Source organism: Colwellia sp. MB02u-9 (genome assembly GCF_014077085.1).
GTDB lineage: Bacteria > Pseudomonadota > Gammaproteobacteria > Enterobacterales > Alteromonadaceae > Cognaticolwellia.
Genome location: NZ_JACGVF010000063.1, coordinates 16,123 through 33,325 on the forward strand (window position 1 = coordinate 16,123; position 17,203 = coordinate 33,325).

The 17,203-nt window shown below is 38.9% G+C and carries 12 protein-coding genes; 7 read left to right on the top strand and 5 right to left on the bottom strand.

Annotated features, from left to right (window positions below; genetic code table 11):
• Nucleotides 1-26 precede the first annotated feature (26 nt).
• Together H4J65_RS01100 and H4J65_RS01105 are read right to left on the bottom strand one after the other, a co-directional pair.
• Nucleotides 27-1,295, bottom strand: coding sequence for a hypothetical protein (locus H4J65_RS01100; protein ID WP_182194408.1), 1,269 nt, complete (start codon nt 1,293-1,295; stop codon nt 27-29).
• 90 nt (nt 1,296-1,385) lie between these two features.
• Nucleotides 1,386-1,958, bottom strand: coding sequence for a tRNA-(ms[2]io[6]A)-hydroxylase (locus tag H4J65_RS01105; protein WP_182184731.1), 573 nt, complete (start codon nt 1,956-1,958; stop codon nt 1,386-1,388).
• Between the two features lie 675 nt (nt 1,959-2,633).
• Between H4J65_RS01105 and H4J65_RS01110 the strand changes: the two genes are divergently transcribed.
• Together H4J65_RS01110 and H4J65_RS01115 are read left to right on the top strand one after the other, a co-directional pair.
• Complete coding sequence (locus tag H4J65_RS01110) at nt 2,634-3,761, top strand: HDOD domain-containing protein (protein ID WP_182194412.1); 1,128 nt, start codon at nt 2,634-2,636, stop codon at nt 3,759-3,761.
• Nucleotides 3,762-4,358: 597 nt separating this feature from the next.
• Nucleotides 4,359-5,567, top strand: a complete 1,209-nt coding sequence (locus tag H4J65_RS01115) for an MFS transporter (RefSeq protein ID WP_182194415.1) — start codon at nt 4,359-4,361, stop codon at nt 5,565-5,567.
• A gap of 568 nt (nt 5,568-6,135) precedes the next feature.
• Here H4J65_RS01115 and H4J65_RS01120 read toward each other — a convergent pair.
• On the bottom strand, nt 6,136-6,663 hold the full coding sequence (locus H4J65_RS01120; protein ID WP_182194418.1) for a helix-turn-helix domain-containing protein: 528 nt from the start codon (nt 6,661-6,663) through the stop codon (nt 6,136-6,138).
• 129 nt (nt 6,664-6,792) lie between these two features.
• On the opposite strand from H4J65_RS01120, the gene H4J65_RS01125 reads away from it, so the two are divergent.
• The 5 genes from H4J65_RS01125 (at nt 6,793) to H4J65_RS01145 (ending at nt 11,673) form a co-directional block, all read left to right on the top strand.
• Nucleotides 6,793-9,111, top strand: coding sequence for a molybdopterin-dependent oxidoreductase (locus H4J65_RS01125; RefSeq protein ID WP_182194422.1), 2,319 nt, complete (start codon nt 6,793-6,795; stop codon nt 9,109-9,111).
• A gap of 14 nt (nt 9,112-9,125) precedes the next feature.
• Nucleotides 9,126-9,899 (top strand): ferredoxin--NADP reductase, encoded by a 774-nt coding sequence (locus H4J65_RS01130; RefSeq protein ID WP_182194425.1) that lies wholly within the window; start codon nt 9,126-9,128, stop codon nt 9,897-9,899.
• Nucleotides 9,900-9,925: 26 nt separating this feature from the next.
• Nucleotides 9,926-10,249, top strand: a complete 324-nt coding sequence (fdxA, locus tag H4J65_RS01135; protein WP_182184723.1) for a ferredoxin FdxA — start codon at nt 9,926-9,928, stop codon at nt 10,247-10,249.
• A gap of 70 nt (nt 10,250-10,319) precedes the next feature.
• On the top strand, nt 10,320-10,940 hold the full coding sequence (locus tag H4J65_RS01140) for a 2-hydroxychromene-2-carboxylate isomerase (RefSeq protein WP_220465058.1): 621 nt from the start codon (nt 10,320-10,322) through the stop codon (nt 10,938-10,940).
• Nucleotides 10,930-11,673, top strand: a complete 744-nt coding sequence (locus H4J65_RS01145; RefSeq protein ID WP_182184721.1) for an SDR family oxidoreductase — start codon at nt 10,930-10,932, stop codon at nt 11,671-11,673. The genes H4J65_RS01140 and H4J65_RS01145 overlap by 11 nt, the downstream gene beginning before the upstream one ends.
• Nucleotides 11,674-12,478: 805 nt before the next feature.
• Here H4J65_RS01145 and H4J65_RS01150 read toward each other — a convergent pair.
• Together H4J65_RS01150 and H4J65_RS01155 are read right to left on the bottom strand one after the other, a co-directional pair.
• The gene (locus tag H4J65_RS01150; RefSeq protein WP_182194434.1) at nt 12,479-15,187 is read right to left on the bottom strand and encodes a M14 metallopeptidase family protein; all 2,709 of its coding nucleotides are present in this window, start codon (nt 15,185-15,187) and stop codon (nt 12,479-12,481) included.
• Nucleotides 15,188-15,491: 304 nt separating this feature from the next.
• Nucleotides 15,492-17,069: a glycogen synthase gene (locus H4J65_RS01155; RefSeq protein ID WP_182194438.1), complete on the bottom strand. Its 1,578-nt coding sequence runs from the start codon at nt 17,067-17,069 to the stop codon at nt 15,492-15,494.
• Between the last annotated feature and the right edge of the window lie 134 nt (nt 17,070-17,203).

Sequence of the window (17,203 nt, forward strand, 5' to 3'; positions counted from 1 at the left end):
CATTGATAGTAAAAAAGCTGAGGTAACTAACTCATACTAAACGGTGCATCAGCTATCGCTTGTTCTAGGGCTATATTCTCTAAACCTAAGTCGCGTAGCGCGTGAATAAACTTCAAAGTTTTAAAACTATCAAACCATACCGTCAGTTGTTTGTTAAATTGTGCTTGCTTGTTCACTTTTTGCTTAGCCACAAAATTCAGTAAACCTATACTGATTAAAGCCTGCTGGCTATTTTTAGGTAAAAAAACTAGCCATAGTTCAGGTTGTTGTCGATATTGCCATAGGCATTCAAATGCTTGTAAACAGGCTTTTAATTGCACAAAAACGGCTGGATTATAGTATTGATAATCTAGCCCTTGTTCGACAAGTTGCATGATGTTTTGCACTGCTGGCCCAGTACCAAAAGGCACGCGCTGTGAAGGCCTAGCTTCTAATTTTATCGTTACGTCGGCTAAGTAAACCACCTCACCCAATTTAGCCAGCTTGTTTAACAGGTAAAAGTCTTCACCGGCATTGCGTTTAGGAAAACCTCGCGCCTGACAGTAGGCCAGCATATCAAAAGATAAAATACTGCCAATAGTAAAATAAGCATAAGGTGATTGCGCATAGTGCAAACCAGCAACGTAATAGCGTAAAGCGTTTTCGTAGCGTAAATTGGCTTGATGAATGGCTTGGTGTTCACTGTAATGATAAAAATTACAACAAGTAGCAACGGCATGCTTAAGCGCTACATTATTAACAGCATGAGCGGTAAAATAATTATCAGGTAAATAGGCGTCAGCGTCTGTTGAATGTACCCAAGAAGCATTAATATGACCTTGAGTAAATAGTGTTATCGCTAAGTCTGCGCCAATTTTTCTTGCTAAACCTACGCCTTGATCCCCAGGAATCGGTTGGCTGTAACGATTAACCATTAAGATTGACGCATTAAGCTTTTTATGGCGACTCGAATGGCAAAGGTCAATTAAACTTAAATTACCCTGCTGCCAAATCAGTTCACCCCGTTCAGTAATACTCTGGGCTAAGTCACTTTGCGCTTGTTGATGCTGACGACCAAAATCGCTGTCGGGCTGATTAATCACCACGATTAACAAACACTGTTGCTCAACCAGTGTCGAGTCAATAAATCGGTCAATAAATTGCGCAGACTCTTCAAACGCTGGAATAACAAGCACGTGCTGATAGCTGCCCTGTTCTGGAAACGACGCCAGCAATAGTGCTTCTGGCTCAGCATAATGGGCTAAATATTTAGCGCATGTTTTATGCTGTTGTTGCGCAGCGCTGTTGTTAGTCATGGTGCTTATTACCTTAAAAGCTTACGTGCTTTTGTAGTACTTGAAGAAAAAATCAGTTTCAAGGCGATGACCTAAATGCCGCATTGCACATTAATGCAAGGCCGCACGAAAAGGTAGCGCCGCACAAATGTCCGCTTCAATGTCTAAAACTTCGGCTAAACGTTGATCAACGTCTGCTTTAGGAAAATATTCGTAAGCTAATTCAATAAATAAATTTTTATGCTTTTCTTCTGATTTAGCGATAGTTTGATAAAATTCTTTGTCTTTGCCTTCTGGTAGCGCTTGTGCAATCAAAAAAAATCGTTCATGACCACGCGCTTCAATTACGCCGCCCACGATTAATCTGTCCATAAAAAACACATCACTACCGTTACGAAAAACCTTTCTAATTTGATTAATGTAAGGGTCTTTTTCATCCGCGCCTAATTGTCCGCCACGGGCATAAATTAATTTTAGTACCTGTTTAAAGTGAATAAGTTCTTCAATAGCTAAGTCCGCCATCGCTTTCACTACTGATTTTCGATCTGGATAATGAGAGATCATCGACATCGCCATACCTGAGGCTTTTTTTTCTGCTGCGGCATGATCAGTTAAGAAGGTGTCGAAGTCATTCAGCACTGCATCGGCCCAAGCTTTAGGGGTTTGATATTTTAATTCGAACATAGGTAAGTTTTACACAATAAACAAGAAAGAAATAATAGCGGTATTTTACACGGGTAAAAACAAGCGACAAGAAAAATACCCTGATAATGTCCAAGATAGTAGCAATAATGTTGTCATAACTTGCTCAGAGTAATTTAAATGATAATTTGCGGCTAACCTCGAGCTAAAGTTAATATTTTCAGGGGTTAACTACAGTACTAAAAATAACACTAATGACGTTAATGTTAGCAGCACTAACTAACGGCACTAATAATCACTCGCATATACTGCCACTAAACAATAGTTTCAGCTCAGTGGCTTTAGCAAAATTAGCCTTAAGCACTAGCGTAAAAATAGCTGGACCAAGCACATTTTTGTCATGGGTGATGATGTAATTAACGCCAGTTTCCAGTTGATATTTTAATCGCTATAGTGGCTGATTTTTAAGCGCTTAATTCACTGGTTAATTCACTCATTAATTACCGCATCAACTCAGGCTAAATTTTATATTTATCTGGCTCAAACATTTGTTTATTAAAGCGTAAATAAAACTAATTTTGTCTACAAAATTAAGTTATTATCAAACAAAATAAAATTACAATAATAAGAAAAAAGCTCGGTAAAAACTTGGATGTTAACTTAGTGGCCTTTTTCAATACTGACATCCTTTTAACCCTTTAAGTGTTTTTTATAGCTATGTTCAACAAACTATTAAGTCAATTATTTCAAAAAACTGAAAGTAGTACCCCCAATGTATATTTTTTCGAAGAAAGCAGACAAGGTGTTGATTCAGAAAAAGAAGTTGAAAATCAGCAGGCTAATAAAAATCGTAATATAAACAATAATACAAACCACGATGGACTGATGCTTTACTCATTTGAAGATGAATATCAACAAAATTTTTATGACTACCTATTAGGCGAATCTAACCAGGTAGAGTCACCAAATGACCATGAACTATCGCAACTTATATCATCAAAAATACAAGGTTTATTGAAAAATCCAAAATTGATTTTAGATGTATTACCTATATTACCCTTATCTTTAACAAAAATTATTCAGCAGATAAATAACCAAGACTTTGATACTGAAGCTTTAATCCAATTAATTCAGCAAGAGCCTGCCATTGCCGCAAAGGTTATCGAGCTAGCTAATTCGGTTTATTATAATCGTAACAATAAAGAGATCACGGATCTTAAATCTGCTTTTTTGCTGTTAGGTGCCAACGGTTTATCAGAAGGCGTTATTAACGGCTTTGTTAATAAGCTAGTACCAAATTCAACTATTTACTTTAGACAATATGGTCAGAAAATATGGCAACATAGCTTATCTACCGGCATAACAGCAAAAGCACTGGTGGCTAAATCGTCCATAAAAGACAGTGCAGCTCAAGCTTACTTTATCGGTTTAATTTGTAATTTAGGCGACCTCGTCATTTATCAGTTACTCACTGATGCGTTTGCTATTGTTCATCCAGATTGTCAGCCAAACTCTACCTTATTTAAAAATTTAATGGCTAAAGAATCAAAGAAACTGACTTATTTTATTGCTAAACATTGGAATTTTCCTGATTCAATATTAGACGCATTAGCCTTACAAGCAAAAGTTAAACGCGCAGCATTATTACCCACATTGCACCATAAAATGCCCCTAGCCTGTTATGTTTATGAAGCAAAAATCATTAGCCAACTTGAGCTAAGACTGGCGCATAGCGCTATTGATGATGAATATATTAAAGAAGTGTCAACCTCCTTACTTTTCACGGAAGAAGCCAATAATCAGTTGCAGCAAGTATTAGCCGATAAGCAGTTAGAGAAAACTTAACATTATAGCCGTTATTTATTTTTATTGAGCTCATGGCATTGTTAAGGTAAGTAATACATCCTAAAAATTCATACCAACGATAACATCAGCACAAGTATATTATTCGCTCAACTCCATCGAAATATTATGTACTGCTGCACATTTTTGGTCACTATTCAGTGCCTATATAATGACCATAAATATGCAGCCGTAGTTGTCGTAAGCGCAAACATCAATAAAAAACACTGGACTTAAAGTCAGCATTTCATCTTCTCACCCATCACTTCGGTGTTCAAAATTTTTGCGACTCAGTTGGCTTTCACCGCAAAGAAAGCTGCAGCGAATACTAGGAAAAAATCACCTTTAATGCATCATAAATCTAACCAGGCGTTCTCTAGCGGTAATTATCAAGCACCCGACTTGACTAATGTGCTAATCCTGAAGAGGGCTCGATAATTTGCAATTAACTTTGGCTGTTGTTAATTTTGATAACGATAAGCTTGGTTATAAAAGTTATCGTTATCAATACACACTTATTATCTTTACAATATTGCTACTGTTTAATTATTTTTTTTAATAGTGATCGTTATTAAATGTCACTGTCTGAGTCTCATCACCATGATTGAAATAAAAACACCCGCTTACCGCCGAGCAAGCTTCGCGTTAGCCTTAGGGTCTTTCCTCGTATTTTGCAACTTGTACATGTTCCAACCTATGTTGCCCTTGATGGCTGAAACCTTTAGCGCCAGTGCCATTGAAATTAACTGGTTACTCGCGGCATGTACGTTAACGTTAGCGCTTACTCTTGTGCCATGGGCTATCGGTTCAGAAATGATTGGCCATCGTAAGGTCATGATACTGAGTCTTTTTTTATTACCATTTACGGGTATAGCCATGTTGCTAGCCGATTCATTGCTAACGTTAACGTTAACACGCGCGGTGATGGGCATCTCTCTTGCTGGTTTTATAGCCGTTGCTGTGGCATATATGGCTGAAGAATTTACCCCAACAGCCTTAATACTTGCGATCGGTGGCTATATTAGTGCTAATTCATTAGGGGGAATTTTTGGGCGTTTATATGGTGGTTTTATCACTGAATATTGGGGATGGGAACTCGCGGTAATAGGTATGGCTATTTTCAGTTTATTCGGTGCGTTACTCGTTAACAGACTGTTACCCGAGCAGCAAAATTTCATCCCCACAAAGGGGCAGTTTCGCGTTCATAGTCGTCATGTTATTGGTCACTTGAAAGAGCGTAAATTGTGGTTGGCTATGATGATTGGTGGACTAAATTTCTCATTGTTTGTTAACCTTTACACGGTAATGGGATTTCGTCTTGTCGCACCACCCTATTCGCTGTCAATTAGCTTAACCTCGATGATTTTTTTGTGTTATCTCACCGGTACAATTACCGCAAAGTTAAGTGGCCGTTGGAGCCAAAATTATAGCCCGATTAGTGGCATAGTATTAGGAACAACAATCAGTGCGATAGGCATGTGGGTTGCAGCTTATGACTCATTACCCGCAATGCTTATGGGTTTATTGCTTATTAGTTCTGGCGCTTTTTTCACCCACTCACTTGCTTATGCATGGGTAAGTCAAAAAGCGAGTGCAGCGAAAGCCACTGCCACTGCGTTATACCTTGTACACTATTATGTTGGCGGTAGCCTAGGTGGTTTTTACTTAATTGCCTGCTGGCAGTATGGAAGCTGGAATGGCGTACTTACTGGAGGAATGGTGCTTTATAGTTTGATTTATCTGCTCTGTTGGCAATTACACCGCCGTACTTTTTCACCGTTGAAAACAAAGGCACAAAGCAATATATGAAGCTAGGTGTAGAAGCTGAGTAAAGTTGGAGTTATCTAAATAAAAATGGAAACACCCAATAGGAAAAATCAACTAAATGTGGAAGCTTACAATTTTATGGGTTAAGCGGCAGCTAGCTATCGGTTGTTTCTTAGGTCAGCTGACTAATATTTATCACAATAAATAGTCCGCTTAGGCACCATTGAGGTCGCAGCGACTTTAAAGAAAAATAGCCAGCCAAATTTTTGTATTTATTGATATTAGGTATTATTGTTGGCACCCTAAGATAGCGCTAAAGCTCCTCCAAGAATAAATACACTCCCCACGGTACGATTAACGAAATTCATACTACGAGATCTTGAGAGAAAAGGGCTTATTTTAGAGCCAAGTGCCACATACATAAACATGGAAGCAACATCGAGGAAAAACCAAGTGCTTGCAAGTAAGGCATATTGCTCAATTGAAGGTAAGTATGCATTACATGCCCCATTGCCGAAATAAAGATAGCGATAACGATTGTATTCTTGCCTGCTTGAATTATTTTTAATACAAATGTTCTAGCATTATTTGGCATTACAAAGCCCACAGACTATCCATTGAAGTTTTGAAAAGCACGACTATATAAATTGATATCGGTTTCTTTCACTTCGCCACGCATTAATTTTTTTTCTATACCAGGACCTAAACGCATTGTTGTATTAGTCGCATTAATTTGTTCATCACAATGACTACAGGATAGTTTCGGTTTGGCATTTTCACCGCAGTTTTTGTGAACATATTCGACGGGTGGTCCATCAGCATCAGCCGTCCACTTATCTCCCCACATAGTAATACTAATTAATATGGGGTAAAGCTCAAGCCCTCGCTCTGTCAGTTTATATTCAAACCTATTGTATTTTTCATCATACAAATGTTTATAAATTATTTCTTCTTCTACCAGTCTATTTAACCTATCGGATAGTCGGTGTTTAGTTATCCCAAGAGATTGTTGTATATCCGAAAACCGGCGAATTCTCATGAAAATTTGCCGAATAACTAACAGTGTCCATGAGTCACCAAATATAGATAAAGAACGGGCAATAGAGCAAGTTTGAGTATTGACTTGATCCCATCTCATTAATAGCAGCCTTTTATCATCATAAAGTATTATCGCCAAATTATACTTGACAAGTTCCATTTTGCAACCATAGAATAAGTAAGGTTCTATTTTAGAACCGAATGTACTTGTAGTTAACCGGAGGCAAAAATGTCACAAGAGAAACAAAATGTAGAGTTTAAAAAATCATCGTGTATTCTTTGCAGTGTCAATTGTGGTCTAGACATTCAAACTGGTGGTGAATCAGGTAGAGAACTTTTAAAGATTAAAGGTGATCGAGACAATCCATCATCTCAAGGTTATCTCTGCAACAAAGCGGCTCGTTTAAATTATTATCAAATGGGACAAGACAGGATTGATACTCCCATGCGACGTAAAAGCGATGGTAGCTACGAGGCTGTATCTTGGGAAACGGCAATTAAAGAAGTCGCGGCAGGTTTAAATAAAGTCAAAAATAGTCACGGTGGTGATAAAATTTTGTTCATTGGCGGTGGTGGTCAAGGCAATCACCTAGGTGGGCTTTATAGTGATGGCTTACAAAAAGCTTTGGGCGTGCGCTACCGCACAAACGCTTTAGCACAAGAAAAAACAGGCGAATTCTGGGTTAGCGGTAAAATGTTTGGTGGTGGCCCTCATGGCGATTTTGAACATGCTGAAGTCAGTGTGTTTCTAGGTAAAAATCCATGGCAAACGCACGGTTTCCCAAAGACTCGCACGATACTAAAAGATATATCAAGAGACCCCAAGCGGGCAATGATCGTTTTAGACCCTTGTGTTACCGATACAGCCAAAATTTCCGATTATCATTTACAACTACAGCCTGGTACTGATGCTTGGGCATTATCAGCAATGATTGCTATTGTGATCCAAGAAGAACTTGAAGACAAAACTTTCCTATCAGATCATACTGAAGGCTTTGATCAAATTCACGCTTACTTTGCTCAGTTGGATATTGCAGAGTATTGTAAAATTTCTCAATTAGATCTTGATTTAGTGACTCGAGCTACTCGACGATTAGCTCAGGCGAAATCAGTATCAATATTTGAAGATCTTGGTACGCAGCAAAATATTAATTCGACACTGGTAAGCTACTTACAGCGCATTTTATTTGTTATTACTGGCAATTTTGCCAAAAAAGGAACGGCTAATATCGGTGTATCTTTATTATCAGTAACCGATGCAAGTAAGGGAGATGTTTCAGCAAAAAGCACCAAGAAAAACATCAATAAGAAAGTAAGCCCTGTCCTTGGCTCAAAAGTCATTGTAGGTTTATTGCCTTGTAACGAAATAGCAGATGAAATATTAACCGACCATCCTGACCGATTTAGAGCGGCAATAATTGAAAGTTCAAACCCTGTTCATTCTTATGCTGACAGCGCTCGAATGCGCGAAGCAATGCAAGCATTGGAATTTTCTGTAGTAATCGATGTTGCCATGACAGAAACAGCTAACATTGCTGACTATGTTTTACCTGCAGCAAGCGCCTATGAAAAACATGAATGTGTATTTTTCCAAGTCGACTTTCCTAAAAACACTTTTCAGTTACGTCACCCTATTGTTGACAAGCTGGCAGGTACTAAGATTGAAGCTGAAATTCATACCCTCCTAATTGAAGAACTTGGTGCTTTAAAACCTCTTCATGTGGCTATTTTGAGAACGGCAGCAAAGTTAGGTCGACGAAGCTTTGCGCTTGCATTCACCGCATTACTTAAATTTAAACCGGAGTTGATGAAAGTATTACCTTCTTTGTTATATCGTTCTTTAGGGCAAACGTTAAATCAAGGAAAGTCTGCATCCGCGGCTCCTTTTTGGGCTTTGTGTCACCAATTTGTCCGTAAAAATCGAACTTATGCTAACAATGCTGGCTTTACAGGTTCGCTATGGCAAGCAGGTGAAAAAATGTTTGAAACCCTATTAAATAGTCCATCAGGCTTTATTTTTTCCGACTCTGGCACTGACTACAGTGATACGTGGAAGCGAATGTCTAGAGCGGATAAACAGATTCAATTGCATCTACCCGAACTATTCCCACAAGTTTGTAATTTAGACACGAGTTTGTTGGCTTGCCCAAAAGAGTTCCCATTAATTTTGACCGCAGGACAACGACGAGGTGAAACGACAAATACAATTATTCGTGACGCTTCTTGGGACAAAAAAAATAAATCATCTAGCTTATATATTCATCCTGTAGATGCCGATAAATTAAAAATTGAATCTGGTGATCAAGTAAAAATAAGCACTCAAACAGGCTCAGGACAAACCCATGCATTTGTTACTGAACAACAACGACCTGGCTTTATTAGTTTACCAAACGGACTAGGACTTGATTATAAGAATTCCCAAGGAAAGAAAGTTCATATAGGCATAGCCCCAAATGAACTGACATCATCAGACCGAAAAGATTTTTTTGCTGGTACGCCTTGGCATAAATATGTGCCTGCAAAAATAGAAAAATTATCAATAGCTTAATATAGGGAATTACGATGGCTTTTTATAAGCAAGAAGTACTTGAAGTAACACACTGGAATGACACGTTATTTAGTTTTAAAACAACAAGGCCGGAAGGTTTAAAATTTCATAATGGTCACTTTGTCATGCTCGGATTAGAAGTTGAAGGTAAACCTTTAATGAGAGCCTACAGTATAGCAAGTGCTAATTATGCGGAACACTTAGAGTTTTTAAGCATTAAAGTACCTAACGGACCTTTAACCTCTCGACTACAGCATTTACAAAAAAATGATTCAGTTCTGCTCAGTATGAAACCTGTTGGCACTTTGGTGATACATGATCTAACACCGGCAAAAAATTTATATTTATTTGCAACCGGCACTGGATTAGCCCCTTTTATGAGCATTATTAGAGACTTTGAAACCTTTGAGCGTTTTGACAAAATAATTCTCGTTCATGGAGTTCGTTATGTCAGTGAACTTGCTTATTATGATTACCTGCTTACAGAGCTAACTGAAGATGAATATATTGGTGACATGGTTAAAGAAAAACTGATTTATTATCCTACAGTTACACGAGAATCATTTAAAAACCAAGGACGTTTAACTGATCTTATCACTAACGGTAAGCTCTGTAGTGATGTAGGTCTAGAGCCGTTAAATTCAGAAACTGATCGTGCCATGATTTGTGGCAGCCCTAGTATGCTCAAAGATACATGCAAAATACTTGATAACTTAGGGTTTAAAGCATCAGCACACACAGGTGATGTCTCAGATTATGTTATTGAACGTTCGTTTGTTGAAAAGTAATTCACGGAATAAAAAAAGGAAATAATATGGCATTTTATGTAACTGACAATTGTATTAATTGTAAACATACCGATTGTGTTTCAGTTTGCCCTGTTGATTGTTTTCATGAAGGTGAAAATTTTTTGGTCATTAACCCTGATGAGTGTATTGATTGTGCAATGTGTGAACCTGAATGCCCTGTGGGTGCGATATACAGTGATGATGATTTACCGGATAACCAAAAACATTTTATTGAAATAAATACAGAATTAAGCCAGACATGGCCCGTTATTTCAGAACAAAAGTCAGCACCTTCAGATGCAGATAAATGGGACGGAGTGGCAAATAAAGTTGAATTTTTGATTAAGTAATAACTGCACCACAAAATATTAACCGAGTTCTAAATAGTCAATGATGACAAAGAGAAATGAGGATGAAAAAATGCAAATAGATTTTATTTTTGACCTAGCTAGTCCTAACGCGTATTTCGTACATAAAATGCTCTCCAATATAGAGTTAAATACGGGTGCAAGCTTTAACTATGTTCCCTGCTTATTAGGAGGCATCTTTAAAGAAACCGGTAACAAAGCCCCTTTTGAAGCTTTTGCTGGTGTTAAAAATAAAATCGCTTACGAGCGATTGGAAATCCAACGTTTTATTCAAGAGCATAATCTAACCGACTTTGTTTTTAATCAACATTTTCCTATCAACACCCTATTTTTAATGCGCTGTGCGGCAGCAGAAAGCCTTAAAGGTACAGCAGAGCTAAAGAAATTTATTGATACTGCTCTGCATCACATTTGGGAGAAGTCAGCTAACATGAATGATCCTGAAGTGGCCGCCAAAATACTCATACAATCAGGCTACGATTTTGCAGATCTTACTTTAAGAGCAAATAGTAAAGATACAAAAGCTTTATTAGTCGCTAATACTAAAAGTGCGGTGGCACGAGGTGCTTTTGGTATCCCAACTATATTTGTCGGTAAGCAAATCTTCTTTGGTAAAGAACGCCTGAGCCAAGTAGAACAAGAGATAAAAAGGCAAACACAAGATGAAAAATAATTCCAAAAAAGCTGTTTGTTTGGTGGTGGGTGCCGGAGATGATACAGGGGCCGCAATAGCAAAAACCTTTGCCGCTGATGGCTTCAAGGCATGTATTGTAAGACGACCTAGGCATATCGACAAACTGCATTCCTTAGCTGACGAAATAATTAATCAAGGAGGTGAAGCCTATCCTTTTGGTGTTGACGCCAGAGATGAAACTCAAATGGTTGAGATGATAGAAAAAATAGAAAGTGAAATTGGGCCTATTGAAGTCGTTGTATTCAATATTGGTGCTAATGTACGTTTTTCCATTACTGAAACCACCAGTCAAGTTTACCGTAAGGTTTGGGAAATGGCTTGTTTTGCTGGCTTCTTAACGGGCAGAGAAGTGTCAAAACGCATGTTGTTACGTAAGCGCGGCACAATTATATTTACAGGAGCTACCGCCAGTATGCGAGGCAGCGAGGGTTTTTCTGCTTTCTCTGGCGCTAAATTTGCGCTGCGAGCACTGGCGCAATCTATGGCTAGGGAGCTTGGACCAAGTAACATTCATGTTATCCATAGTATTATTGACGGTCCTATTAACTCAACGTTTATTCGTGAAAATTTACCTAATGTTGACCAGATGCTTGAAAATGATGCACTGTTAGCCCCGATGGAAATAGCTAAAAACTATCTCAATCTTCATAAACAAGCACGGACAGCATGGACGCATGAAATTGATTTAAGACCTTGGTCTGAAAAATGGTAACCCTAATACAACTATCTATAAAGTGGGAATATAAAATAATTGAATTTAGAAGTAGTTTACAGCTACCTTAGAGACTACATTATTTTGGGCACTAACGCCTAACTGACTATGGATCAGATAGCTCCTTAGGAATGAGCTTCTATTTTAAAAACCATTGATAAAACTTAATTTGAACTTTGGTGACGAAGCGGACTATTTATTAAGTTCAGTTCACCCCAGAAAATGAATTCTTAGGTAACTTTTAAAAATTGAATATGAACGACTATAGTGAGCTTGAAGCAACGTTAGGGTTAACAAATTACTAACTTCCCCCTTAGCTTACCAATAAGTCAGGTTTCAACTTTATCTAGAGTGTTTTTGGTGCTTTTTTAATCAATAAAACTACTACCAAATTTTTTTCTATCTTTATTCACCAAAGCCCATTTTGCTCACCGGTATGAATAGGCTTGCATGGAATTTTTGTTTCGATCTTTATTTAGCTTCTACACTAGGCGTTGTTTACATAGCGTAATCGTTTAAAGTTAATCAGTAATTAATTACTGATTAACAATTATGCTGCAGAATAAAGGCCGGCAGTTTCAAGTTTTAAACAAATATTTATAACTTGAAACTGAGTGACTGACTCAAGTGTATAGCAGGTAATATAACGAAAAACTCAGGGTAAAAAAAAGCGACTTTCGTCGCTTTAATAAAATGTACTTGAATACAGGCTGTTGATATTTTTATAAGCCCTACTTAACCTCGCTAAGGGGCAAATATATGGGTTGTATAGCTGCACTCGCTATAAAACCCATTAGCTTAGCTGTTATCTCAATGGCCTAGCGTGGGCTGCGGCTCTGAAAATAGTATTCATTAGCATAATATTTAGCCCATCTAAATAGGCTCTAGTGGTGGGGTCTTGGGTAAAAGCGATCACCATGCCTTGTTCCATAGGTTGATGAATAAGGTAAGGTTTATAAGCCAATTGCTTTTTATTTTCTGCCCATAAATAACCACTTGCTAAAACATTTTCTGCATCAGTAAACCAAGCAAGGTTTTTACCTGACGCTAGTTTTATCGGCGCATAGATATCGCTGCCATAGGCAATAGCGGTCAGCTTGTTATGTACCCCAGCCGTTAGCCAATGTTCTTGATCAACTTCAATATTAGCCAAAACGCCGGCAACAAAGTCAGGTTTTTCTTTTGGATTTTCACTGGCTGACACTAGCGCCTTTTTAGTGGTAAATAACTGCCCGTCAACCATAGACTCGCCTTCAACTTCTTTAACCTCTTTAGCTGCGTTTGATTTATCGTCTTTATTGTCTTTAAACGCGCGTTCTCTTTTGACATCTAACAAGGCTATATCATGCTCTGCAGCAAATTGCGTTGCACTACCCAGTGTGATCAATACGCCACCACGTTTTACCCATTGCTTGATATTTTCAGCGCCACTGATGCCCAGCAACTCTTTATAGTCACCCGAGGGTAAAATAAGCACTTGGTAATTAGATAGATTGGCACTTTTAAGCGTGTTGGTCCGTATTGCCGTCACGGGGTAATTAAACTGACGTTCAATAACGAAGCGAGTATTACCTGCACTTAGCGAACTCACAGGTTCGTCCCATGCCATAGCAATATTGGGTGCTGTCATGGTAACGGTATTGCTACTACCAAAACTGGGGCCTTGAGTAACCCAACTTGAATTAACCCCTTGAACTTGCGCGCCTGAAGCTTTGGCTATTTTCATCACTTTCGTCGCTAAGTCATCGTCATTAGTTCGCTTTTCGATGATCAAGGTACCGGCATTGTATGTTTTTTCAGCTAAGGTAAAAGCTTTATCCGCACTTTTAACAATAATGTTTTGCTGCAGTGCTGCGGTTAAAAATCGACCGGCGGCCATATCACCCCAAGACACCAAATAGGCAACGCTAGCGTCAGGATTAATCACTTTGCCGATAAGTGGGTCATCACTTTTAACCCTATGGCTTGCTACTTTCACGGCTTTTGAACAGGCGTCAACATCAACATCGAACATTAACGGCAATGACCAACCCGTAACATCATAGATTTCATCGGCTAATTTTCTTGCGCGTCGACGCTCTTGCTCTTTAACAAATGCCGGTGCCATATCAACTTGCTTGGTAAAGGTGGTGGTAACAAAACGACCTTTAGGCTGAGCTGTATCAATAAAATAAGCACCGGCTTGATAGCTTTTACCACATTGTTTAAAGGCCTTGTCGGCTTGTTTTACTTCAACGCCGTGCTGCGCCATCAGTGTTGCAAGGCGATGACCTCCTGCGACATTTCTTCGGTTAGGTAAAATATAGACCCGTTCTTTTTTATTTTTTTTACCTGCTGCAATCGCACTGGTTTGATAATTGTAATAGTCATTAAGTAATTTATCGTGACGGTCAGCAACGCCTTCCGCTGTAGAAATTGAAGCAACAAAATGTCGTTGAACGGTATCTTTATAGGTTAACGTTTCACCGGTTTTCTTTTTAAAGATCTCACCTCTTGCAGAAGAAACCTCATAGGTTGACGCAGACGCACCATAAAATGTTGGCCAACTATCACCATAACCAGGGTAAAAAGCGTCAAAGACTTCACGGGTAAAATAATCAAAACCAAGACGGTCAAAATGTTTGCCATGGTTTTTACCAATAGCGGTCATGTTATCAATTTGAGTTTGCGTCATGTGCGGGTTAAAAGGCTGTGCGGCGGGTGAAAAGTAATAACTGCTGTCTCCGCCCATTTCATGTAAATCAATCACCACTAATGGCCGATAATGATTCATCACACGAATACGGCCTGCGGTTTCAGGTTGTGTTATCGCTAACCAATCTCTATTCATGTCAAATAGATAATGGTTTGAACGGCCACTTGGCCAAGGTTCGTTATGCTCGGCGCTTAGTCTGTCTGCACTGTGTTGCATGCCCACGGTGGCGTAATAGCGACTGGTAAATCGGCTGCGCCCGTCTGGATTTTGTAAAGGATCAATAAAAACGATGGTGTTTTTTAAAATTTTACGATTAGTCGCTTCATTGGGCGCGGCTAATAAATGATAAGCGGTCATCATCGCCGCATCTGTGCTACTAATTTCATTGCCATGAACGCCATAGCCTAACCATACTGAAGCAGGCAGTTTAGCAATTAACTGTTTCGCCGCCTCTTTATCGGTGATGCGTGGATCAGAAAGCTTTTGCATTTTATTGGCAAAATCATCTAAATTATCAATAACATCACTTTTACCAATAGCGACATATATAAGCTTACGGCCTTCCCATGTACGGCCGTATTCAAATAATTTAATTTGCTTGGGCGCTGCACGTTCGAGCGCTTCAAAGTAGCGCAGCATATCACCGTAATGAGTGATTTTTTCGCCAACGTCATAACCTAAAACGTCGGCAAAAGTTGGTATTGAGTTATCATATTCACTACCAGGCCAAATCTGCTCGGCACTATTGGCTAAAAGTGTAAACGAGCAAACAAAGCTGATCAGGAGTGAAAAAAGTAATTGGGAACATTTTTTTAGCATATTATTTCTCGTTCATGAGTCTGAATTAAGCTCAGAAGTTAAGTGTGTCGACTTAACTAAAATACTACGCGAAAAATAGCCTAAGTAGCGAATTTATCGATGAAATTTATTAAATATCAGCTGAATGCCCTTCTTAACCCATAACTCGTCGCTAAAACTAAAACCCTTAAAAAATTTTAGCTGACATGAGGTGCTTTAAACTATTGCCACTGAAAGCACTTAGTGAAGTGGTTATGTATATAACCCCTTCACTATAGCGTTTCAGCGCTAAGCAAAGAAAGCAGATTAAGGCGCAATAACAGGCTTAATTACGGTATAAATGTTTAAGGTAGTCGTGTGCAACATCACTCCACAAGTACCTTGATTTAAAAGCATTAGTTGAGATTTTAGTCCAACTTTTTGGGCTTTTTTGTTTTATTGCTAATGCCGACTGAAAACGGCTGAGCATATTTTCAGCTTGTTGTAGCGGATTATCGCCATTGAAGGTAAAACCGTTTTTATTATCAGTTATTGTGTCACTCAAGCCACCTACGCTGTGCGCTAAACAGGGTTGCCCAGCTCGCATTGCCAACATTTGACTGATACCACAAGGTTCAAATGAGCTTGGCATTAAGAATAAATCGCCAGAATTATACATACTGATCGATAACGCTTCTGAGTAGCCTTTTAAGAAAATAAAATTACTATGCTTCGAGGCTACCTGGGCTAAAAACGCTTCTAGCTTATTATCGCCACTGCCTAATAAGATAAAAACACCCTGATCAGACAAGTGTGTTAATAACTGCTCTAACGCGGTTTCGCCATTGGCCATGGCTTGTTGAAAAAGCCGTACCTTTTGATCGGTAATGCGTCCAACTGACGTTAACACTAAAGGCAATTTTTTATGCTTTTTCGCGGCCAGTTGTTTTAAGCGCGTTATCGCGATTAAATGTGCGTTATCAACTAAAGGCTTATCGGCTAGCCACTTCATAACTTCCTGTTCACAAAGCGTCACTAAATCTGTTAAGTTAAGGCGAACATTGACTTTATCTGGATATTCGCAACCATTCAATATACCGTGCAAGCGTCCTGTAGCAGCGGCATGGCGCAAGTCATTTTCTAAACCTTCACCGCCATAATATCCCTGTTGGTCATTGCTGGGTAATAATATTTCTTTGGCGTAAGTGGGTGACACTGCATGGACTTTATCTGACAGGTTAATGCCAGAACGCATCGGGTTATAACAGTTGTGGTATCTAGGATCTTTGATTTGGTTTTCATCGAAAGCTAAGTCAGGAAACCAAGCCTTTAATGATGATTCATCGCCATCAAGGGGTCTAATACCTTGCAGTGCTATATTGTGAATGGTGTAAACAGTTTTAATGGCTTTTAAGGCTTGATATTGAGGATCGTATGCGCGCAATACTGACACCATAGCGGTATGCCAGTCGTGTAAGTGTATTACATCAATTTTACCAAAAACATCACTGATAACCGCTTTAGCCACCGCTGCGCTAAATAAGGCAAACTTGCTGGCGTCAGACGCAAAAGGTCGATTACTGGGGTCATCACAGTAAATTTCACCTATGCCACCAATGGCAAACAAAGGATGTTCAATCACCCATTGCGTCACTTTTTTTGCTGACGAAGTCGTTGGCGATGGTGTTAATGAAATTTTGAAAATATCAACGCTTTGCGCTTGCCCACCAAACATAACCTCTAATGCCGTCACATGTTGGGCTCCGGCAAGCTTAGAAAAGCTACCATAACCTGGCATGACCACATCAACCTCTTGACCTATTTTGGCTAAAGCGAGTGGAATATCTCGAACTACGTCACCAATACCACCAACTTTTCCGCGCGGTAAAGCGTCATTCTCTGCCGCCGCCATTAATATTTTCATTTCAATACCTTTCATTTGTTCTTATATTTTTGGTTATTTTTTCAGCAGTATGCTTATAGCTCTATACTTAAAAAATAGGCTAACACACTAATGATAAAGCTAATTTTAGTCGGCAATTGCAATTACATTATCAG

What these genes read in the sequence shown, in the direction of transcription:
- H4J65_RS01100 (WP_182194408.1), bottom strand. Translation starts at nt 1,295, where the DNA reads ATGACTAACAACAGCGCTGCGCAACAACAGCATAAAACATGCGCTAAA.
- H4J65_RS01105 (WP_182184731.1), bottom strand. Translation starts at nt 1,958, where the DNA reads ATGTTCGAATTAAAATATCAAACCCCTAAAGCTTGGGCCGATGCAGTG.
- H4J65_RS01110 (WP_182194412.1), top strand. Translation starts at nt 2,634, where the DNA reads ATGTTCAACAAACTATTAAGTCAATTATTTCAAAAAACTGAAAGTAGT.
- H4J65_RS01115 (WP_182194415.1), top strand. Translation starts at nt 4,359, where the DNA reads ATGATTGAAATAAAAACACCCGCTTACCGCCGAGCAAGCTTCGCGTTA.
- H4J65_RS01120 (WP_182194418.1), bottom strand. Translation starts at nt 6,663, where the DNA reads ATGAGATGGGATCAAGTCAATACTCAAACTTGCTCTATTGCCCGTTCT.
- H4J65_RS01125 (WP_182194422.1), top strand. Translation starts at nt 6,793, where the DNA reads ATGTCACAAGAGAAACAAAATGTAGAGTTTAAAAAATCATCGTGTATT.
- H4J65_RS01130 (WP_182194425.1), top strand. Translation starts at nt 9,126, where the DNA reads ATGGCTTTTTATAAGCAAGAAGTACTTGAAGTAACACACTGGAATGAC.
- fdxA (WP_182184723.1), top strand. Translation starts at nt 9,926, where the DNA reads ATGGCATTTTATGTAACTGACAATTGTATTAATTGTAAACATACCGAT.
- H4J65_RS01140 (WP_220465058.1), top strand. Translation starts at nt 10,320, where the DNA reads ATGCAAATAGATTTTATTTTTGACCTAGCTAGTCCTAACGCGTATTTC.
- H4J65_RS01145 (WP_182184721.1), top strand. Translation starts at nt 10,930, where the DNA reads ATGAAAAATAATTCCAAAAAAGCTGTTTGTTTGGTGGTGGGTGCCGGA.
- H4J65_RS01150 (WP_182194434.1), bottom strand. Translation starts at nt 15,187, where the DNA reads ATGCTAAAAAAATGTTCCCAATTACTTTTTTCACTCCTGATCAGCTTT.
- H4J65_RS01155 (WP_182194438.1), bottom strand. Translation starts at nt 17,069, where the DNA reads ATGAAAATATTAATGGCGGCGGCAGAGAATGACGCTTTACCGCGCGGA.